The organism is Moorena sp., from assembly GCF_982860115.1.
Map to the genome: position 1 here is coordinate 59,141 of NZ_CEYLVT010000004.1, position 21,537 is coordinate 80,677.

A 21,537-nucleotide genomic window follows, 5' to 3' on the forward strand; every position below is an offset into this window, starting at 1 on the left:
TTGATTAATGGCTAAAACTTCCAGCCTCGGGTTATGGAGTCAGCGTTTACTGGCGGCGATTTTCTTAGCTGGGCAAGTGATACTTCATCTACTGACTGGGAAGATTCACCGCCGCAATACTATCGAGCAAATGGTAACCGTTGGACCAGAGTCTCTGATAATTGCTCTGCTCACTGCTACTGTAATCGGTATGGTGTTTACCATTCAGGTAACACGAGAGTTCATTAATTTTGGTGCCACCAATGCCATTGGGGGAGTCTTGGCTCTAGCTTTGGCTAGGGAATTGGCTCCGGTGTTGACTGCTGTGGTTTTAGCAGGACGAGTTGGTTCGGCATTTGCGGCTGAAATTGGTACAATGCGCGTTTCAGAGCAAATTGATGCTTTGTATATGCTCAAGACTGACCCGATTGATTACCTAGTGATTCCTCGGGTTATTGCTTGTTGTCTGATGCTGCCAGTGTTGACCATTCTCGCCATTGTTACTGGTATGGTAGGAGGAGTGCTGCTGGCTCAAAATCTTTATGGTATTCCCCAGTCTGTGTTTCTTGATTCGGCTCGTAACTTCTTAGGAATTTGGGACTTGTTCTCTGCTGCTATTAAATCTGTAGTGTTTGGGCTGTTGATTGCTGTCATTGGTTGTAGCTGGGGGTTAACCACCACCGGAGGGGCTAAAGGTGTGGGTCAATCTACCACCACTGCTGTGGTTACTGCTTTGCTAGCAATTTTTATTAGCAACTTTTTCTTATCATGGTTGATGTTCCAAGGGATGGGTAGTGCGGTAATCAGCTGAATAGCTTGTTAATCGTTAATTGTTAATTGCCGAAAAGCAATCCCTTAACAGACAGTCACAAACAAGTAATCTTCCCTCAAGGTCTGTAGCTGTTCAAAATTCCCTAAAACCTGACAGTGATGAGTTAACTTAAAATAGATCAATCGACCGCTACAGGAAGGGCTATTCCATTTCCTTTCGGAAACTTCCCATAGCTCCACTTAACTCTATTGTCCACACTGTTCAGTTCTACAACTTCACTAATGTCCCAGTCGTATTTTGATACCGAAAGCAAAACTCACAAATCCTTTGAATTACCCGGTGCTAAGCCCCAATACAATCCTGACCGCCCAGGACAAGTGGAGCATATTTTCCTGGATTTAACTCTGGATATCCCCCTCGAAAGGGTTAGCGGTACCAGCACCATAACTCTCAACCCAATACGCAATGCCATTAAACAGCTAGTACTTGATGCGGTCAACTTGACTATCGCTTCAGTGCAGGTTGACCAAATCCCCCAACCCTTTGAGTATGACGGGGAACAACTAACAATCGAGCTACTTAACCCCGCTTTTGTTGGAAAAGCGATTAAGATTGCGATCGCATACAGTGTAGACAACCCCCAGCGGGGTATTTACTTCATTCATCCAAACCAACACTACCCCAACAAACCCACCCAAGTTTGGACCCAAGGAGAAGATGAAGACTCTCGCTACTGGTTCCCTTGTTTCGATTATCCTGGTCAACTTGCTACCTCCGAAATCCGGGTTAGAGTCCCAAAACCCCTGATAGCTATCTCCAACGGGGAACTAATTGCTACAGAAGAAGACGGGGATGAAACCATATACCACTGGCGGCAACAGGAAGTTCATCCCACTTACCTGATGACTCTAGCAGTAGGGGACTTTGCGGAAATTCAGGATGAATGGCAGGGCAAACCAGTCAACTACTACGTGGAGAAGGGGCGAGAAGAGGATGCTCGCCGCAGCATGGGCAAAACCCCTGGAATGATGGAGTTCTTGAGTGAAACCTTTGGCTATCCCTACCCCTATCCGAAATACGCCCAAGTCTGTGTAGATGACTTCATCTTTGGTGGTATGGAAAACACCTCCACCACTCTGTTAACAGACCGTTGCTTGGTCGATGAACGAGCAGCTATCGATAACCAACGGACTGAAAGCCTGGTGGTTCACGAACTTGCTCATCAGTGGTTTGGGGACTTAGTGGTGATTAAACACTGGTCCCATGCCTGGATTAAGGAAGGGATGGCATCCTACACAGAAGTGTTTTGGACCGAACATGAGTATGGTAAAGATGATGCTGCCTACTACCTACTCAATGAAGCACGCAGTTATATCTCAGAAGATAGTTCTCGTTACCGCCGCCCCATGGTTACCAATGTCTATCGAGAAGCTATTGAACTCTACGATAGGCACCTTTATGAAAAAGGTGCTTGTGTCTATCATATGATTCGAGCAGAGTTAGGGGAAGACTTGTTCTGGAAAGCAATCCAAACCTTTGTTCAAGATAATGCTCACAAAACCGTAGAAACCATTGACCTGCTAAGGGCGATTGAAAAAGCTACCGGTCGTAATCTGTTATTCCTATTTGACCAGTACGTCTTCCGAGGCGGTCATCCTGAATACAAAGTTGCCTATTCCTGGGATGGAGATAGCCAGTTGGCAAAACTTACAGTAACCCAAACTCAGGCAAAAGATAGTAACACCGGTAGCGATAGTGAACTATTTGACCTCAAAATCCCGATTGCCTTTGGTTACACCAAGCTCGAAGACGATTCTCCTGTGGAAACCTCTAATGAAACCTGTCTACAGACATTTACGGTCAGGGTTCATGAACGGGAACAAAGTTTCTATTTCCCACTGACTAAAAAACCTAACTTGATTAGCTTCGACCACGGGAATAATTACCTCAAAACCGTTTCCCTAGAATACCCAATCGCCGAACTCAAAGCCCAGTTGAAATTTGACCCAGACCCCATCTCCCGTATCTATGCAGGGAAAGCCTTGGCGAAAAAGGGAGGATTAGACGCAGTAAAAGCATTGTCTGATGCCCTAAAGAGTGATTCATTCTGGGGTGTTCGCTTAGAAGTAGCCAAACAATTAGCTAAGGTAAAACTAGATCAAGCCGAAGCCGCCTTAATTGCTGGCTTGTCCGATCCAAATCCCCGTGTGCGTCGTGCCGTTGTCCAAGCCTTGGGTGACGTGAAGACTCCAGAAAGCTACAATGCTCTCAAGCAATTACTAGAAAAAGGGGATGCCAGCTACTACGTAGAAGCCTTAGCAGCCAGATCAATTGGGGGAATGGTTTCGGCAAGCCTTAAGGATAAAGAAGATGAAGTAATCCAATTGCTGAAAAAAGTACTCCAAGAACGGAGTGGTTGGAATGAAGTAGTACGTGGCGGTGCCATTGCTGGCTTAAGTCAAATTAAATCCTCACCCATTGCCCTAGACGTAATTTTAGAATATACCACTCCTGGTATACCTCAACCCCTTCGTCTAGCAGCGATTCGATCTTTAGGAGACATTTCTAAAGGTCAGACTCCCAATAAAATAGAGTCGATCCTGGAGCAATTAGAAGAAATGTCCCGCGAAACCTTCTATTTGACTCAAGTGACCATAGTTCGGGCCCTAGGAAAAATGGAAACCCCGAAAGCCATGGATATTTTGCGATCGCTTTTAGAGCATACCCCTGATGGGCGAATTCGTCGCATTGCAGAAGAAGCCATTCAGAAAGTCCAGAAAACCATTGGCTCTGACAAAGCCATTAAACAGCTACGGGACGAACTTGACAAACTCAAAAAAGATAATCAGGAACTCAAAAGCCGCCTGGAAAACCTGGAAGCCAAATCTAATTAAGATGGATAATTAAATTTCTACAGTGAACACTGACCCTGATGGTTGATTATTTTCTACAAATATTCTACCACCATGGGCTTCAACTGCCATTTTACAGAACGTTAATCCCAGACCAGTTTGAGAAATTCCAGTCATTAAATTTCCCACATCATACTTATCAAAAATACGTTTTCGCAATTCTTCTTCAATCCCAGGCCCAGAATCAGCAATGCGAATTCTAGCTTGGGGTTTGGGATCTACTGGATAATCTACTTGCAGTAGAATTTTACTTTCTGAAGGAGAAAATTTGATGGCATTTGAGAGCAAGTTATCTAAGACACGGCGGATTAAATTAGCATCAATTAAAAGAGTCTTACTGGATTCTGGTAGCTCGCTAACTAGCTGAATGTTTTTCTCGTGAGCAATGGCTTGGAAATCTAAGACTACCTCTTGTTCGAGTGCATTGAAATCCACCAAGTCTCTATGAAGCGAAAGTTTTCCCGATTGTAACTTCGCCATCATCAATAAGTTATCCGTCATTGAGCGCAGCTGGAGAGCTGACTTCAAGATTTGTTCAGTCTTTCTTTGCTGTTTTTTTTCGAGTTCAGTTTGCTGCAAAATCTCACAAGATATGATAATGTTAGCCAGAGGATGTCTCAAATCATGCACGATCATATGAGACATATCTTCCCTCATCTGTAGAGTAGCAGCTAGCTCATCATGTTGTTTTTTAATCCGCAACATCGAACGCACTCTAGACCGCAGTTCGAGTCCACTAACAGGTTTACCTAGGAAATCATCAGCTCCTGCATCCAGGCATCGGGCAAGATCTTCCTTAGAATTGAGAGCCGTTACGATAATAATCGGGATATGGTGCCACTTTGGGTGAGACTTGATCCGACGGCAAACCTCTATACCATCAAGTTCTGGCATCATCACGTCCAATAAGATTACGTCCGGCTGAATTTCTTCTAGACGGTTCAATGCCTCTTGACCACAAGAGGCATAGCTCAAGTTGTAACCTTCCTTGAATAGCAGAGCCTCAATGACATCAAACCCACAGGGTTCATCATCAACTACTAGTATAGAGTTTTGACTATCCATCAATAACACCCTTTATGCGCTTGAATAGTTCACCATATTCAATACAGATATCTGGGATTGATTTTGGTTATTACTAATTAATATAGCGTTTTTAGATGGGTTATAAACACAGATATGGTAGGAATTGGCTTGCCTAAAATAGGCAAAAGGCAATATAAGAAAGAGATCTAGAGTTTTATTTAACAATCAAAAAAGACCTCCCAGGTTTACATTTCATTTATAAACGCTATATACTATTAATTTATATACCAACCATGGATTAGTAGCTTTCAACCTAATTGGGACTAATAACTAATTACTAACTACTAACTAATTGCAAATCCTTAACCTCTACATGAACATACTTTTGAATAGTACTGACTAAGTTCTTCAGACTCACTGGTTTAGAGATGTATTCGTCCGCGCCAGCCCCTAGGCATTTCTCCTTATCCCCTGGCATCGCCAGTGCTGTTACGGCAATAATGGGAATTTCGCTAGTTTCCTGATTGTCTCGAATTCGCTTAATCGCTTCAATACCGTCCATATCTGGCATCTGAATATCCATCATAATCAGCTGTGGGTGATACTCTTTAGCTTGGCTAATCGCTTCCCAGCCATTCTTGGCTAATATCAAGCGATACCCTTTGCTGAGCAAGTAATCCCAAATCGTCTTAATGTTAGTCTCATTATCCTCTGCAATTAAAATTAACGGTGACTCTGGAGCTGTTGGAGGCATAACCACCAGAGCACTTTCGGCATGGTTGGGTGACTCTGGTGTTTCTAAAGGACCCAAAATTTTGCTAATTGTTGAGCGCAACAGTTTACGGGAGACCGGTTTAACCAGATATTCAGACGCACCCATCTCCAACGCTTGCGATCGCTCATCCACTACAGAAAGAATAATCACTGGGATGTGTTGGGTTTGGGGATGAGCTTTGAGCTGAGCCAAAACCTTCCAGCCAGACACCTTCGGCAATTGCAAATCTAGGATAATCACCCCTGGGTTGACCTGTATAACCTGCTCGAGAGCACCTTCTCCTTCAGGGTAAGTCAAGGTTTGTAGCCCTATTTCCCTGATATAGCGAGAAATGACTTCAGCTGCAGTAATAGAGTCTTCGATGATCAGCACTTGGGGATTGGAGATGGCGGATTGAGTAAATTGGCTTAGGTCTCCCAAATCACTCTGGTATTCTCCGTTTGGCTCACCGCTTTGTTTAATCGGCAGAGTTACTGTGAAGCAACTACCTTTACCCACTTCACTCTCGACATCTACCCTACCCCCGTGAATTTCTATGGTTCGTTGCACCAAAGCCAAACCCAATCCTGTACCGGCGTAGCGACGGGACAGACGGCTGTCAATTTGGACGAAGGATTGGAATAACTTACGCATATTTTCCTGAGCAATGCCAATACCAGTATCAATGACACTAAAACAAATAGTGTTTCTCAATAAGTCTTCCTCAGCTTTTAAAATAACGCTTCCTCCGGTTGGGGTAAACTTCACAGCATTGCTGAGCAAATTGATCAGGACTTGTCGGATACGTCGCTCATCCACTTCAATTTCCCATAGTCTCTCAGTTACCTGAGAAGTCAGCTTAATATTTTTGTGATGGGCTTGGTTTCTAACAAACATCAAGCTGGAATTGCAGAGTTTTTGGAGGGAAACAGCACAGATGTGGAGTTCCATCTTCCCAGATTCAATTTTGGCAAGGTCAAGCAGATCATTGATTAGTTCTAGCAAATGTTGACCACTGCCCTGAATTGTACTGAGAGACTTACGCTGCCTATCTGTAATCGAACCATACACTTCCTCTTGCAAAGCTTCTGATAAACCAAGAATAGCGTTGAGGGGAGTACGTAATTCATGACTCATACTAGCCAGAAACTCATCTTTGAGACGAGTAGCCCGTTCTAACTGGGCATTAGCCATAGCCAGTCTTTGATGATTTTGCCGCATCTGCTCTTCAGCCTGTTTGCGCTGTGTAATATCTCGACAGACACGGATTAAACCACCATCCTCAAGTAAGGTTAGAGAAAATTCCTCAGCAAATGTGCTACCATTCTTGCGCACAGCCGTGGCTTCTCCACTCCATTTTCCTGTTTTAAACAATTGAGGAAAAACTGACTTCTCAATACGCTCAATTTCTTCTGGTGGATAAATTATATGCCATTGGTGACCCACCAGTTCATTCGGTTGAGTGTAGCCAAACAATTCCAGGTGAGTCTGATTGAGGTAAAAGTATTCACCTGCAGGATTAACTAATGCTATGCCATCAGTAGCTGCTTCGAGAGCTGTTAACTGACTGTTGAGAGCTTCTTCTGCTTTTTTACGCTCTGAAATATCGGTGTGAGAACCTGCTATGCGATAAGGTTTACCTGTTTTATCCCACAGCGCCGCTCCACGAGTCAGCAGCCAACGGTAGGTGCCATCTTTGTGTAAAGCACGGAACTCTTCTTGATACTGAAAAAGCTTGCCCTCTAGGTAATTATTAAAACTGAGTAAGGTTTGCTCTAGGTCGTCTGGGTGAATAATCTGTGTCCAGGATTCAAATGTATTGGTAATTTCATCATCGTTATACCCCAACATACTCTTCCAACGAGGGGATAAATACATTTCACCAGTTTGGAGATTGCAATCCCAAATCCCGTCGTTGACTCCTTCTACAGCTAAGGCAAATCGCTCTTTACTATCCTGAAGTTCCTGCTGAGCCTGTTTTCGTTGTTCTTCTACACCAATAGCGCTGGCAATCAGGTTAAGCAGTTGTTTGTCTTCTGTACTTGGTTCTACCTGCTGCTGATACAAAACACACAGGGAACCCATGACCTTTTTGTTCCATTTGACCGCAATACCGATGTAAGTACACAGATTATAAGCCGTAATGTTGGGATCAGTTTCAGCATAAGCTGTATTCGGGAGATCCTGCTTGACCACTGACTCATCAGTTCCTTGTCGGATCACGTCGTAGCAAATACGTCCTTTTGCGCTATCCATAGTTGGATAATCTGGCGGGACTTGCCACTTTCCTAATGTCACCAGTTGATTGTATTCCAGGCAATTATAGAGAGCGAAACTAGCATTGAGTAATTGCCCACAAACGGCTACCAGATGATTAATATTTTGGTCGGGGTTGCTACCAAAATTAAGAAAGCAGTCATTAAGTTTTGCTAGTCGGTCTTCAATGTGTTTTCGATGGGTGAAGTCTCGAATAACACCCACAATATAGGGATTATTTTTTGAATCAAAAAAACGAGTTTTCTTGGTAGATATGAAATGAATAATACCGTTAGCATCAGTAAAGTATTCTTCATTTTCATTAACGACACCATTATTGATGACGATTTGATCGGTTTTTCTAAAAACCTCAGCTTCTTCTGATACGAAAAATTCAGAATCTAAATGACCTAATAGTTGCTCTCTAGAATATCCGATAAACTCACAGAAACTATCATTAAAAAATTTCCAATTATAATGTCTATCTTTTACAAAAATCGGATCAGATACTGCATTAATTATGTTCGTGATAAAGTCTTTGGTTGCTGCCAGTTCTGTGTTAGCTACTTCCAGTTCCAAGGCATGATTACTCAATTCTTGATTGAGCTGAGTAACTTGGGCTTCTACTTGTTTGCTCTGAGTGATATCTCGGAAATACCAGATTCTAGTATAGTAATCACTAGCTTCAGACACCACAGAGCCAGAGTAACGGTCAAAAATCCGACCATCATTCAAGTAAATTTCATCACGACTTACTTCGCTGGGATGTTCACACAGATATTTCAGGCTGTGGATAAATTCTTTAGGTTTATTTAGCTTAGATACTACACTTTTCAAAAGTTTTTGGTCGTCACCAGAGTTGAGAATCTCCTCTGGGATATTCCACATCTGAGCAAAACGCCGATTATGCCATAAAATTTTTTGGTTTTCGTCAATAACTAATATACCATCAATTGATGCCTCTTGTTGGGCTTTTAACAGAAAATTAGTTCGTTTTAGTAAATTTTCCCCCTGTTTACGCTCGGTAATATCGCGAGCAATAACACAGTTATATTCTTGATAATTAAAGTGTAAATAATTAACTCCAATTTCTACAGGAAATTCTCGCCCGTTTTTAGTACGATACACTGAATCTTGCTTAAAATAACCTTGCTGTTTAAGGTTTGCCCAAAACCGCGACCAGTTATCTTTTGACACTAAGGTATCGATATCATAAACGTGCAACCTCAGTAGTTCTTCACGGGAGTAGCCAAGAAAATGACAAGCAGCTTCATTGACATAACAAAATCGGCCATCCTGTTTTGATAAAAACACTGCATCCCCTACCCGATCCAGAGAAAACTCGATCAGCTTTAGTGTTTCCACAGTCAGGAGACGTTCTGCAATCTCTTGCTGCAATTGAGTGTTTAGTCGTGATTGCTCAGCTGCATAACCTTCCCTTTGCTTAAAAGCAGCCAAAAGACTATCAGCCATACGATTGAAATTGATACTAAGTTTCCCTACTTCATCTTTCGTCCACACCTCGACTCGTGCTTCCAAATTGCCAGCAGCAAACTCTTGGGTAGTTTTTTGTAGCTGTTTGACCGGTTTAGCAATTGATCGTCCAAGCAAGATAGCCAAAAAGATATCTGCGATTAAGGCTATAGCAAGGACGCTCAGCTCAAGTTCTAAATTATCTCTAAGGAATTGATTGATGGAGGATTCAGTAGTTCCTCTGACTAACACTACTGTGGCTTCACTATCAAAATTAGTTAGAACTTTAGCGACTATAGTGTAAGATTGTTTACCCAAGGTTTGCCGTGTGTAAACTACCTCTGATGTTTGGGCAACTGCTTTCTCCAACAGGGACCCGTCTACTAAATCTAAACTCGATTCTCCTTGCTCTAAATCTTTAACATCACTGTTATCCAAAGTAGCAGTGGCTAAGTTAAATTCCCCCGAACTCTGGCGATAGTAGATTGCACTATAGCCTTTGTCAACCCCCTGCAGGGTGTTGTGAACTATGGGCAATTTGCCATTGACCAAATCACCAGACACCAAGACAGCTACTATATTTCCAGTCTCTGGGTTCTTGACTGGAGTGAGTGTGTAACGAATTAGGGCGTCTTGTTCAACAAAACCATTCGGTAACTGAGGTGACTCCTTAGCTAACTCAACCCAGCTGACAATTTGACTGGTCCCAATCGCCGTTTGATTCTGGAAAACTTGACTGACTAATTGATTAGGATTAAACCTCTCTCCTGTCCGGTCAGCGTTGGCATTAGCAATAATCTTCCCATTGGTACCTACTAAAGTCCCATATTCAATGTTGCGGGCTTTAATTTCGTTCCTCAGAACCCGTCTGACTTCATCCTTGAGGGCTGGTTTTATGCCCTGACCAGAATGATCAGCGATCGCAGCAGCAATGATGGCAGCATTATCCGCTTGACTACGGAAGCCCAGCTTAGTTTGCTCAATTTGAGAATTGTAGTTGGTCTCGGTGAGTGCTAATTCAGACTGAGCTTGGTCTCGTAGTTCGATTTGCCCTCCTATTAGCATCATTGAAGCAGCGACGCCGAAGAATCCAATCAGAGAAATTAGCTCAGAGGCAAACAAACCAGTAAGCAGCTTACTACTTAGTGGTAAGTTATAAAACCACTGTAGGCAGCCTAACCGAATGTCTTGGGAAGGGTTAGGGAAAGATGGAGAATCTTGCATAATCCAGGGGCAGTTGCTTGCTGGCAAAGCATTTTCGTGCGTCTGTAACTGACATCCAATTCGGTAGTGCCGATTTGGTCCGGGCAATCGCGGAAATAGCATAGTGTAGATAAATCAACGTAGATAAATCAACAGATTGCTCATGCTTGTTCGCTACGATGCCGCCGGAATCGATATGACACCATTGTTGCTTTGTTGATTTAGCCCCGTCATGGAGGATTCTGCTGAAGTTTTAATTTAAAGACTGTCGGTGATAACACGGAAATAACAGCTGAAATCTCAAGCTAGAGCCTCGGTTAATATAATAATAGGAGTTGACAAATTTCTATATATATGCATCGAGAAAAATATACTATACAAGACTAGTACACCTTGCAAGCACACTTTGGCAGAAATTTGTGACCAGTTCCTCTGAACATGGCCAGATCAGGGAATTAGGGGATGAGGGGGTGATTTTTACTGGTCAGTGATTTGCAGCGTAATCTACTCAATTGACCATAATTGACCATCGGAAGTTCAGGAAATGGGCAAGTTTCTGGTGTAGGTTTCTATGGGACTCTCAATTGTCCTGGTGGTAAAACCTGCCCTAAACCCTCTATTGGACTTAAATACCAAGTTATTGTATATGTACAAGTGTATACTTATTTAATAAAAAGCAAAAGATAGATAAAAAACTATAAATTTCTTAGAGAGGCCTATACTCAGCGTGAGTCAGCATCAACTTGTATCTCCTGAACAGCGGTCTAATGAACCCCAAAGGTACTATGATCCACAAGCGATCGCCCGCTACTATCGTTCCAGACCTTGGGTAGTGATTTGGCGTTGCCTGAGGATTGTCTGGGGTTTCGCTAGCTTTGTTTTGAGTCTTAAATTAGACCAATGGCGCAACCGGACTGAGCAGAATAAGTTAAAACGAGCCACACAGCTGCGGGAACTTTTGACTAACCTCGGTCCAACCTTTATTAAAGTCGGACAAGCTCTTTCCACCCGCCCTGACTTGATTCGGCAAGATTTTTTAGATGAACTGATCAAACTACAAGACCAGCTACCTCCTTTTGACAATGCGATCGCATTGTCCCAGATCGAGCAAGACTTAGGGCGCTCCATCCAAACACTGTTTAGCCAAATTTCCCCAAAACCTGTAGCAGCCGCTAGTCTCGGTCAAGTCTATCGGGCTAAACTCCACACCGGTGAAGAGGTGGCGGTTAAGGTACAACGTCCTAACTTACGCCCTATCCTCACCCTAGATCTTTATTTGATGCGCTGGGGAGCTAGCTGGATTGCCCCCTGGTTACCACTCAATCTCGGTCATGACCTAACTTTGATTGTAGATGAATTTGGTACTAAGCTCTTTGAGGAAATTAATTATCTCAATGAAGGTCGCAATGCCGAACGATTTGCTCTAAATTTCCAAGACGACCCTACTGTGAAGGTTCCAGCAATATACTGGCGCTACAGCAGTATCCGTGTCCTTACCCTAGAGTGGATTGATGGTTTCAAGTTAACAGACACAGAACGTATTGAAGCCTTAGGACTAGACACCGCAAGCTTGATTAAAACCGGTGTCACCTCTGGTTTGCGTCAGTTGTTAGAGCATGGCTTTTTCCATGCTGATCCTCATCCAGGTAACTTATTTGCCCTTCCGGATGGACGCATGGGCTATATTGACTTTGGTATGATGGATCAGTTAGATCAGGATACCAAAGAAACCATTGTCAGCTGTGTCGTTGATCTAATTAATAAAGATTATCAATCATTAGCCCAGGCGTTTGTTAAATTAGGTTTCTTAGCACCCAACACAGATATCCAGCCGATTATCCCAGCCTTAGAAGCTGTATTGGGACAAGCAATTGGTGAAAGTGTCGGGGATTTCAACTTCAAGACGATCACCGATCAGTTCTCAGAGTTGATGTACGACTATCCTTTCCGGGTACCAGCTAAGTTTTCCTTAATTATCCGTTCTCTGGTGACTCAGGAAGGACTCGCACTGAGCTTAGATCCGAATTTCAAAATTGTCGAGGTTTCCTACCCCTATGTAGCTCAGCGTCTGCTTACCGGTGAAACCCCACAAATGCGGCGGCGCTTGATTGAGGTGTTGTTCAAAGATGGTAAATTCCAGTGGGAACGACTGGAAAATATGATTGCGATCGCTCGCTCTGATCAGAACTTTGATTTGCTACCAACCGCTCAACTTGGTTTGCAGTATCTGTTGTCTGAGGAAGGTCAGTTTCTGCGACGTGAACTGTTGTTAGCCTTAACCGAAGATGACCAACTCCATGGAGCCGAAATTCAGAGTCTCTGGAACTTAGTCAAAGATGATTTACCGCCAGAACGTTTATTCAATGTAGCTTTGAATGCACTAAGTACTATTTCTAGTGATGGGATTGGGGCTATTTTACCTAAAGCTCCTGCTGTGAGTAGCAAATAGTATGTCAGACCAACTGGCTGACAACAATATTCCTTATCGTAACTACTTAGTACTGACTATTCACTACTTGTTGTTATTCAATTAGCGCTGCTTCCCAAACGTTATAAAATTTGGTGGGTTATAGCCCGAAAACAAATCAATGCTGCGCTTAACCCACCTTAGGAAACTATAAGATTATATTAACCAAAACCACCGGATAGCATTCGCCGCTTTAGCAATCCGTGTCCGAATTGTGACAATTTTTAATACCATCTTCCCTACTCCCTACTCCCTGCTCCCTGCTCCCTATTCCCTATTCCCTATTCCCTATTCCCTTTGCTATCATTTTTTGCAATAATCTTCACAGGCTAGTAAAAGCATGAAGATTAGGAGTTATTTGTGTATAATTTTTGGCCAGACCCACCGTATTTTTTGTTAATTTTTGGTTTGTTTGCTGGGATTACCTGTGGGCTAGCTTTTGAAGCTACACTCAAAGAAAAAGTACAGGAATGGTATAAGACCAAATCCAGTGAAACCCTGGCTGAAATTAAAGGAATCCAGTTACTGTTCCCATTTGTGGGGATTGGTATTGGGATTTGCCTGTTTCTAGCCTCTGGGTTAGGAATTTTTGCCTTGCCCTATTGGTTGTGTTACTCAATCTCCATACCTATGACGTTGTTTATTAGTGGGCTAGTTTGGTCACAACTCGGTAACCTGTTGATTCAGTTAGAGCGAGGTGGTTCCAAAGCTCTAGATTTAGATTCCTGGGAATAGATATAGCGCTACGCGCCAGGCAATAGGCAATAGGCAAGAGGCAATAGTTTACTACAACAGCGTTTGCTACTTTTATCAATGTCCTAACCATAGTGCGTAGTGCTATAAACAGGCTAATTTGTGATTAGTGATTGGGAGTTTTTTTCCATAGTATCGGTCGGCTACTAATGGGTAATGGGTAATAGGTGATGGGTAATTGCCTTTTGCCCATTTCCTACTCCCGACTCCCGACTCCCTACTCCCGACTCCCTACTCCCTACTCCCTACTCCCTACTCCCTACTCCCTAAAACATTAATAATCCTCGTATTTATTATCGCTTAAAAAATCCATAGAATAATATTTAAGATTACTAATATAAGCAACAGTAAGCCATTTATGATTAAATCATGACGACTTTCGTTGAGCTTTTTCCCTAAAACTAGGCTGCCGCGCTCAAGAAAGTATTTTTTCATAAACCCTGGAACTTTTTCATAGTATGGCTTGTACTTTAGCAGAGTAAAAATTAGCTGTATTAAGCCATAGGTAGTCAGAATTAATAGGGTAATTCGGTACCAGGAATAGAGGTTAATCATGATGTATGACTAAGGATATATTTGACCAAAATAGCGAGAATGGCTGCTGCAATGCTGCCGAGTAAACTGATTCTGACAATCCGATTGTACTTGCGGACTTCTATCTCCGCTATCTTTTCTGCCTGTCTTTCCATATAGTTTTCTAGTTCCTGAGCTAGGGTGGAAACTACGGCAATGATTAGCGCTGCATCATCAGCTAATCCAGCAACGGGAATTACATCTGGCACAGCATCAAAGGGGGATATTAAATAGACTAAGGCTGCGATCGCTAACGCTTTTCCTTTCCAAGCGGCATTAGGGTCCCGGACCATTTTAGCTAAAGCTTGAATTTTAGGCCAAATTTCTTTAATTGGTCCCCGGTTCATCCGTTCTAAGTTCTTGTCAATTTTTTGGATGTCTTCTGGCTTGGTATTTTGAAGCAATTTGTGAAATATTTCTTTTATCCTCCCCCGGTTCATCTGATCAAGGCTCTCGTCAATTTTCTGGATGTCATTGGGGGAGATATTTTTTTGTATTTTTTCCAGTAGTGTTCTAATTTTGCCAGGGTTGCTTGCTGCTGACTTTTCCGACCGTTGGGGGGTATCTTGTTTAGTGCTAGATTTTTTAAATTTGCTGAGTATCCCTGTAATTTTGCCTCTAACTTTGTCAGTATTGTTTGGTGCTGAGTTTTGAAACAGTTGGGGGATGTCTCGTTCAGTGGTAGATTTTTTAAATTTGCTGAGTATCCCTGTAATTTTGCCTCTAATTTTGCCAGGGTTGCTTGCTTCTGGATTCCTTACCCTTACTAGGGTATCCTTAAGATTTCCTGGTTTGGGTAATTTGCTCAGTAGTGACTGAACTCGCCCAGGGGGTTTTTGTTCTACGGTCTGGTCGAGGGATTGGGTATCCTCTGGTTTTTCCTCTGGTTTTTCCTGTTTTTGAAATCGCCGAAATAGTCTTTCCTGTAAACCCATTACTATGAACCTTTTTAATATCGGAGGATTTATCTGTTTTAGTTGTTAACTATTATAATGACTTTTATGGTAAGCTTATTGCTAAATGGCTAGTCCCCAGTTGTAGACCCATCTAGAATAACCAGCCTGTTGAGCCATCAGGGTTTTGTGTTGGTTGTTCAGTTTGACTTTGGTCTTGAGAGCTTTATACATGTTTAATAAACTTGTCACAGGTTTTCCAACTATGACCAACTCTCCTAGTCTTTCCCCAGCAGCTAACGTGAGCACCCAATCCTTTCATTCTAACCCACTGCGCCAGTGGTTAACTCGCTTTTCCCTATCCCTAGGCTTGAGTCTAGTATCTACATTCAGTGCAATTCCTGCTTTAGGAGCAGAGCGAATTACTTTCTTTGTTTCTCCCTTTGGACAATTTAATATTGGGATTGAAGACTTGGAAATCTTTGCTAAAGATGGCACAATGACCAGGCAATTTGCCTATTATGCCAACTTTGCTACACCAACACAATTAGCAGCACTGCGGATTCTACTAAACAGTCGATTTAATATTTCTCCCAGATATGTTTATTTGTTCACTCGATTACCGGTGGGGAGAACCTTACTGCGCCGATTGGGTAATGTCATAAAAGCAGATTTTAATCGCAATGGTTTCTATCCCCTACGGGGTGCTTTAATTTCCGCAGCTTCTGATCCAGAAGGCTTGAGTATTATTAATGTATTGCGTAAATTTTCCTTAGAAACTATTTACCTGGATGTGGAACTAATTTCTGATGTTACTGATGAGCTATCACGGCTATTTGTGGGAAATAATGTTGTCTTTAGTGCCATTCAAAATCAGGCACAACTACAGGGAGAAGGCTCAACATCGTTTAATTTCTCAGCACAAGCAGATCTCAGGAATCCTGGAGGAATAGGTTGGCGTAAAGAAACCTTTGAAGTTTATAATTCTGAGCGTCAAGCTTCGTTTCCGGTTGATATTTATCTACCTAAGTCTTCAGACCAAGGAGCAATAGCAGGCTCGATTCCAACTCTGGTTATTTCCCATGGTTTGGCTTCAGACCGCAATACCTTTGCCTATCTAGCACAACATTTAGCATCTTACGGTTTTGCAGTTGCGGTGCCGGAGCATATTGGTACTAGTTCCGAACGGATTAATCGAATCTTTGCTGGCTTCGCCACTCCCCTTAATCCTACTGCGATCATCCATCGTCCTTTGGATGTGAAGTATTTGTTAGATGAACTTTCGGCTAAAGCTAATTCTGACCCGAGTAAGTTTGGCAGGCTCAATCTAGAAGAGGTGGGAGTAATTGGTCAATCCTTCGGAGGCTATACTGTTCTTGCTCTAGGAGGAGCTAAGCTCAATTTTGAACAGCTTACTAGTGAGTGTGATACTGCTCGACAGAACAATTCATCTTTGGATGTATCCCTGCTACTCCAGTGTCGAGGTACTCAACTACCCCCAGAAGACTATAACTTGGCAGACGAACGGGTAAAAGCGGTGATTGCTGTTAATCCGCTCAGCAACCCGATCTTTGGTGAAGCCGGAATGTCACAAATTCAGGTTCCGGTCATGATGGTCTCTAGTATCAGAGACCTCTTTGCGCCACCTGTAGAACAACAAATTACCCCCTTCAGCTGGCTAACTACCCCAGAAAACTATCTAGTGGTCACAGAAGCAGGTACTCACTTTTCCTACTTGGGTGGGGAAGGAGAGGGTGTCTTACCGGTTCCACCTGAATTGATTGGGCCAGATCCTGCTATCGCTCGTCCTTACCTGATGGCACTTAGTACCGCTTTTTTCAAAACCTATATTGCTAAACAACCCCAATATGCTTCCTATCTCAGTGAGTCCTATGTCAAAGAGATTAGTCAAGACCCATTGAATCTGTTTCTGCTCAAGTCTTTTTGATTCCATAGCACTACGCATTAAAGTTAGGACATTGATACAAATAGCAAAAGCTGTTCTAGTAAACTATTGCCTATTGCCTATTGCCTATTGCCTAGCGCGTAGCGCTTTACCACAAATTTTCCTTAATTCTGTTTCCTCTTCATGAGTGACTAGGTAATCATGGAGCCAATCACAACTCTGTGCCACTAAATCCTCTAAATTGAGATTCCATAAAATTACCGTCTTGTCACTACTAGCAGTAGCAAGAGTCTGGCCATCATAGCTAAAGACCACACTATTGACCCAATCGCTATGTCCGGTGAGGGTGTGCAGGTTTTTGCCTTCTCGATTCCAAAGTTTGACGGTGTTGTCCCTACTAGCAGAAGCGATAGTCTGGCCATCATAGCTAAAGACCACGCTATTGACCCAATCGCTATGTCCGGTGAGGGTGTAGAGGTGCTTGCCCTCTAGATTCCAAAGTTTGACGGTGTTGTCCCTACTAGCAGAAGCGATAGTCTGGCCATCATAGCTAAAGACCACGCTATTGACCCAATCGCTATGTCCGGTGAGGGTGTAGAGGTGCTTGCCCTCTAGATTCCAAAGTTTGACGGTGTTGTCCCTACTAGCAGAAGCGATAGTCTGACCATCATAGCTAAAGGCCACGCTTATGACAGATGCCCGATGTCCAGTGAGGGTGTGCAGGTGTTTGCCCTCTAGATTCCAAAGTTTGACGGTGTTGTCCCAACTAGCAGAAGCGATAGTCTGGCCATCATAGCTAAAGGCCACGCTTATGACAGATGCCCGATGTCCAGTGAGGGTGTGGAGTGGTTTGCCTTCGTGATTCCAAAGTTTGACGGTGTTGTCCCTACTAGCAGAAGCGATAGTCTGGCCATCATAGCTAAAGGCCACGCTTATGAGAGGTTCGCTATGCCCTTTGAGGGTGTGCAGGTGTTTGCCTTCGTGATTCCAAAGTTTGACGGTGTTGTCCCTACTAGCAGAAGCGATAGTCTGGCCATCATAGCTAAAGGCCACGCTAGTGATATATTCGCTATGTCCAATGAGGGTGTGCAGTTTTTTGCCTTGGTAATTCCATAGTTTGACGGTGTTGTCAAAACTAGCAGAAGCGATAGTCTGGCCATCTCGGCTAAAGGCCACGCTTATGACAGGTGCCCTATGTCCAGTGAGGGTGTGCAGGGGTTTCCCTTCAAGATTCCACAGTTTCACCGTCTTGTCCTCACTAGCAGAAGCGATAGTTTGGCCGTCTGGGCTAAAGGTGACGCTATAGATAGGTTCGCTATGTCCGATGAGGGTGTGCAGTTCCTGGCCTTTTAGGTTCCAAAGTTTGACGGTGTTGTCCTCACTAGCAGAAGCGATAGTTTGGCCATCTCGGCTAAAGGTGACGGTAATCACAGGTTCGCTATGTCCATTGAGGGTGTGCAGTTCCTTGCCCTGATGATTCCACAGTTTCACGGTGTTGTCCTCACTAGCAGAAGCGATAGTCTGGCCGTCTGGGCTAAAGGCAACGCTAATCACAGGTTCGCTATGTCCAGTGAGGGTGTGCAGTTCCTTGCCTTGGTGATTCCATAGTTTGACGGTGTTGTCCAAACTAGCAGAAGCGATAGTCTGGCCGTCTGGGCTAAAGGCAACGCTAATCACAGGTTCGCTATGTCCAGTGAGGGTGTGCAGTTCCTTGCCTTGGTGATTCCATAGTTTGACGGTGTTGTCCAAACTAGCAGAAGCGATAGTCTGGCCGTCTGGGCTAAAGGCAACGCTAATCACAGGTTCGCTATGTCCAGTGAGGGTGTGCAGGTGTTTGCCTTCTCGATTCCACAGTTTCACCGTCTTGTCAAAACTAGCAGTAGCAATAGTCTGGCCGTCTGGGCTAAAGGTGACGCTATAGACAGGTTCGCTATGTCCGATGAGGGTGTGCAGTTCCTGGCCTTTTAGGTTCCACAGTTTCACGGTGTTGTCCTCACTAGCAGAAGCGATAGTTTGGCCATCTCGGCTAAAGGTGACGCTATAAACAGGTCTGCTATGTTCGTCTAGGCTATTATACTGATTCACTCCATAGAGAGATTGCTGCAACTTAGCGATCGCTTTAACTCTAGTATCACCTTTTAGCCAATTCGCCTCTTTCAGTTTTCCTGCTGCCCTTAATCTCTCTTTTAGAGCATCAAAGGGTTGCTTTGATGCAACAAAAGTGTCTGAAAGTTGAATCAGGACTTTAATTTCACTTTCTTCTGCCTTTCTCCCCTGTTCTTCTGCCTTTTTCTGCTGTTTACGAGACTCCAACCAAAAAGCTGTCAAAACAACTATCACCAATACCAACACACTAACAGACCCTACCGCTAATAACCGGCGGTTACGGGTCATTTGCTTGTGCTTCTGAGCGCTTACTTGAATATACTCCTCAGCTAGCCCATTCAACATGCCCAACTTGCAATACTCGTTTAAATACTCCTGGGCTTCTACTAACCTCCCCCCTTGTAACAGTACACCGGCATCATCACGCTTCTTTCCCTTTTCCATCCATTCTTCTGCCGCCGCTTCCAGCTTGCGTTCGATCACCATTGCTTCTTTGTAAGTCTGCTTCCATTCCACCAACTTTCCCCAGTGGCGAATCAAGGCTTCATGAACTACATCCAAAACCACATCCTGGGAATTTTCCTGATGGCTTCTAGTAATCAAGCGGTTCTCTGAACTGGCTAACTTCTGGCTAACAGCATCGAGCAGTTCTAAACTGTGGTGAGAATTGACTAACTCCCCCAGGTGTATTCGTCTACGGGTATCGAGAGTATCTCCCACTTGAGTTAATTCCAAGAACAAACGCCTAGCCACACTTTGTTCTTCCGGTGAGAGACTATCAAATACCTGATTGGCTCTCTTTTCGAGAGTTCCCTCAATTCCCCCTAACTGTTGATAAGTCTCTAAGTATAAAAACTTCTGCTGTCTTGACTGTTTCCATAATTCCGTCAGAGTATATTGGAGCAGGGGCAGGCTGCCAGGATAATCTTCTACATCGTTAATCAGTTGCTGTTTTAATCTGCCCTCAATCCCTAATCCTACTAATTCCGCCGGTAGTGCGATCGCTTCTTCAATTTCCTGACGGTTCAACTGGTCAACATTGATGTATGGTCTATTGATCTTTTCCACTAATTGAGGATAGTCTCGCAACCGCCCCCGAAAGTCAGAGCGCATGGCGATTAACACAATTAAATTGTTGGTATTATCTAATAATTCAATTAAACCGTTAAAGAATTCCAGCCGTTGGTCAGGTTGACTCATAGTGAAGCACTCTTCAAACTGGTCAATAATCATGACCACCGGAGTAACACTAGAATTCTCTGGCTGGGCGTTGCTGAGGGGAAAGCCCCCTAAATCCCCCAACTTTGGGGGACTTTGAAAGTTTTGTTCCCCCCAAAATTGGGGGGCTAGGGGGGCAGAATCATAACCAGAATCAGCCACACCCTCTCCGTTTTTCTCTAAAAGCTTCCCCTTTTCCAGCACCTCCTGTAACCTTTGCTTTGGTGTTTTTTGAGGAGTAAAAGGTTCCAAATAATGCCAGCGATCGCTTCCAACAATTGCCTGCCCTAACTTCAGCTGATACAATAATCCTGCTCTGATTAAGGAAGACTTGCCACTACCGGAAGCTCCTAACACTACCAGCAGACGGTCTTTATTTCTAACTCGCTCAATTAACTGCTGGGTCAACTTAGAGCGACCGTGAAACACCAGAGCATCCTCTGGTTTAGCCGTAAAATATGACAGAGACCGGTAGGGGCACTTATCCTGAAAGCTCAGTTTCGGAAACAGGCTAGTCAGTAAAATGGCTTGGTTTGAGTTAGCGATTAAAGGACGTTGTCCAGTCCTTGACATCCGCTGCTCAATAAACTCTCCCAAATTATGACTATTAACAATACCATCGGGGTGATTTTCCGGATTTAATCCTGCCAGTAACTCCCTGGTAAATACTCCTTGTTCATGGCTAATTTCTATTCCCGGTTCAAAGGAACGAGTAGCAGTAATCAAGCAGTAAGCTTTATCAGTTGGGATAAATGGGAGCAAGCTTAGTAACTCGCCACTGTAGCAACAATCTAACCAAATCACTACCTGTTTGACTGGGCTAGTTGCGATTTGCTCACCTAATTCCCGCAGAGGATAGCCATAAATTCCCACATCAGGAAAGGCATCACTAGTGACTAAGAAAACTTCCTCAATACCATCCACCTCTTGTCTACAGCCATGGCCTGAAAAGAAGAATAGGCCGGTTTCTGGGGGTTGGTTCGGAGGTGGAGGATTAAACAGATTTGCGACTGCTGACCTTAATTCCTCTAATTTGACTATTCCTCTGTTCGGTAGTGCTCCTGCTCCTTTTTGGGTCAACCCAAGGGGTAAGTCCTGAATCCGAAAGGGTTCATAGCCATACTGCTCTAATCGTTGAGCGACATTTTCCCCATCTAATGCCGCAACGGTCAGGTCGTTAAAGTTGGTGTATTCTGGATAACGGTTAATCCCAACAATTAGGGCTTCCCATTCCGATGTCATTGGA

10 protein-coding genes are annotated in these 21,537 nt (G+C 43.6%); 5 read left to right on the top strand and 5 right to left on the bottom strand.

The features are described 5' to 3' along the window. Window positions 1-7: 7 nt before the first annotated feature. Both AC4II3_RS01575 and AC4II3_RS01580 read left to right on the top strand, forming a co-directional pair. Window positions 8-790 (top strand): MlaE family lipid ABC transporter permease subunit, encoded by a 783-nt coding sequence (locus tag AC4II3_RS01575; RefSeq protein ID WP_488006562.1) that lies wholly within the window; start codon window positions 8-10, stop codon window positions 788-790. A gap of 242 nt (window positions 791-1,032) precedes the next feature. Next, the gene (locus AC4II3_RS01580; RefSeq protein WP_488006560.1) at window positions 1,033-3,645 is read left to right on the top strand and encodes a M1 family aminopeptidase; all 2,613 of its coding nucleotides are present in this window, start codon (window positions 1,033-1,035) and stop codon (window positions 3,643-3,645) included. A 9-nt stretch (window positions 3,646-3,654) separates the two neighbouring features. On the opposite strand, the gene AC4II3_RS01585 is transcribed toward AC4II3_RS01580, so the two are convergent. Together AC4II3_RS01585 and AC4II3_RS01590 are read right to left on the bottom strand one after the other, a co-directional pair. Continuing rightward, on the bottom strand, window positions 3,655-4,728 hold the full coding sequence (locus AC4II3_RS01585; RefSeq protein ID WP_488006558.1) for a sensor histidine kinase: 1,074 nt from the start codon (window positions 4,726-4,728) through the stop codon (window positions 3,655-3,657). A 298-nt stretch (window positions 4,729-5,026) separates the two neighbouring features. Further along, a complete protein-coding gene (locus tag AC4II3_RS01590) occupies window positions 5,027-10,396 on the bottom strand; it encodes a PAS domain S-box protein (RefSeq protein WP_488006556.1) in 5,370 nt (1,789 codons plus the stop codon). 706 nt (window positions 10,397-11,102) lie between these two features. Between AC4II3_RS01590 and AC4II3_RS01595 the strand changes: the two genes are divergently transcribed. Beyond that, a complete protein-coding gene (locus AC4II3_RS01595; RefSeq protein ID WP_488006554.1) occupies window positions 11,103-12,824 on the top strand; it encodes an ABC1 kinase family protein in 1,722 nt (573 codons plus the stop codon). Window positions 12,825-13,202: 378 nt separating this feature from the next. Then, the gene (locus AC4II3_RS01600) at window positions 13,203-13,577 is read left to right on the top strand and encodes a hypothetical protein (RefSeq protein WP_070396235.1); all 375 of its coding nucleotides are present in this window, start codon (window positions 13,203-13,205) and stop codon (window positions 13,575-13,577) included. 569 nt (window positions 13,578-14,146) lie between these two features. On the opposite strand, the gene AC4II3_RS01605 is transcribed toward AC4II3_RS01600, so the two are convergent. Both AC4II3_RS01605 and AC4II3_RS01610 read right to left on the bottom strand, forming a co-directional pair. Next, window positions 14,147-15,103 (bottom strand): YkvA family protein, encoded by a 957-nt coding sequence (locus AC4II3_RS01605; RefSeq protein WP_488006551.1) that lies wholly within the window; start codon window positions 15,101-15,103, stop codon window positions 14,147-14,149. 81 nt (window positions 15,104-15,184) lie between these two features. Beyond that, window positions 15,185-15,313: a helix-turn-helix domain-containing protein gene (locus AC4II3_RS01610; RefSeq protein ID WP_488006549.1), complete on the bottom strand. Its 129-nt coding sequence runs from the start codon at window positions 15,311-15,313 to the stop codon at window positions 15,185-15,187. Window positions 15,314-15,326: 13 nt separating this feature from the next. Here AC4II3_RS01610 and AC4II3_RS01615 point away from each other — a divergent pair, with 13 nt between their 5' ends. Then, the gene (locus tag AC4II3_RS01615) at window positions 15,327-17,009 is read left to right on the top strand and encodes an alpha/beta hydrolase (protein WP_490722760.1); all 1,683 of its coding nucleotides are present in this window, start codon (window positions 15,327-15,329) and stop codon (window positions 17,007-17,009) included. Between the two features lie 84 nt (window positions 17,010-17,093). Here AC4II3_RS01615 and AC4II3_RS01620 read toward each other — a convergent pair whose 3' ends face one another. Next, on the bottom strand, window positions 17,094-21,533 hold the full coding sequence (locus tag AC4II3_RS01620) for an nSTAND1 domain-containing NTPase (protein WP_490722761.1): 4,440 nt from the start codon (window positions 21,531-21,533) through the stop codon (window positions 17,094-17,096). Between the last annotated feature and the right edge of the window lie 4 nt (window positions 21,534-21,537).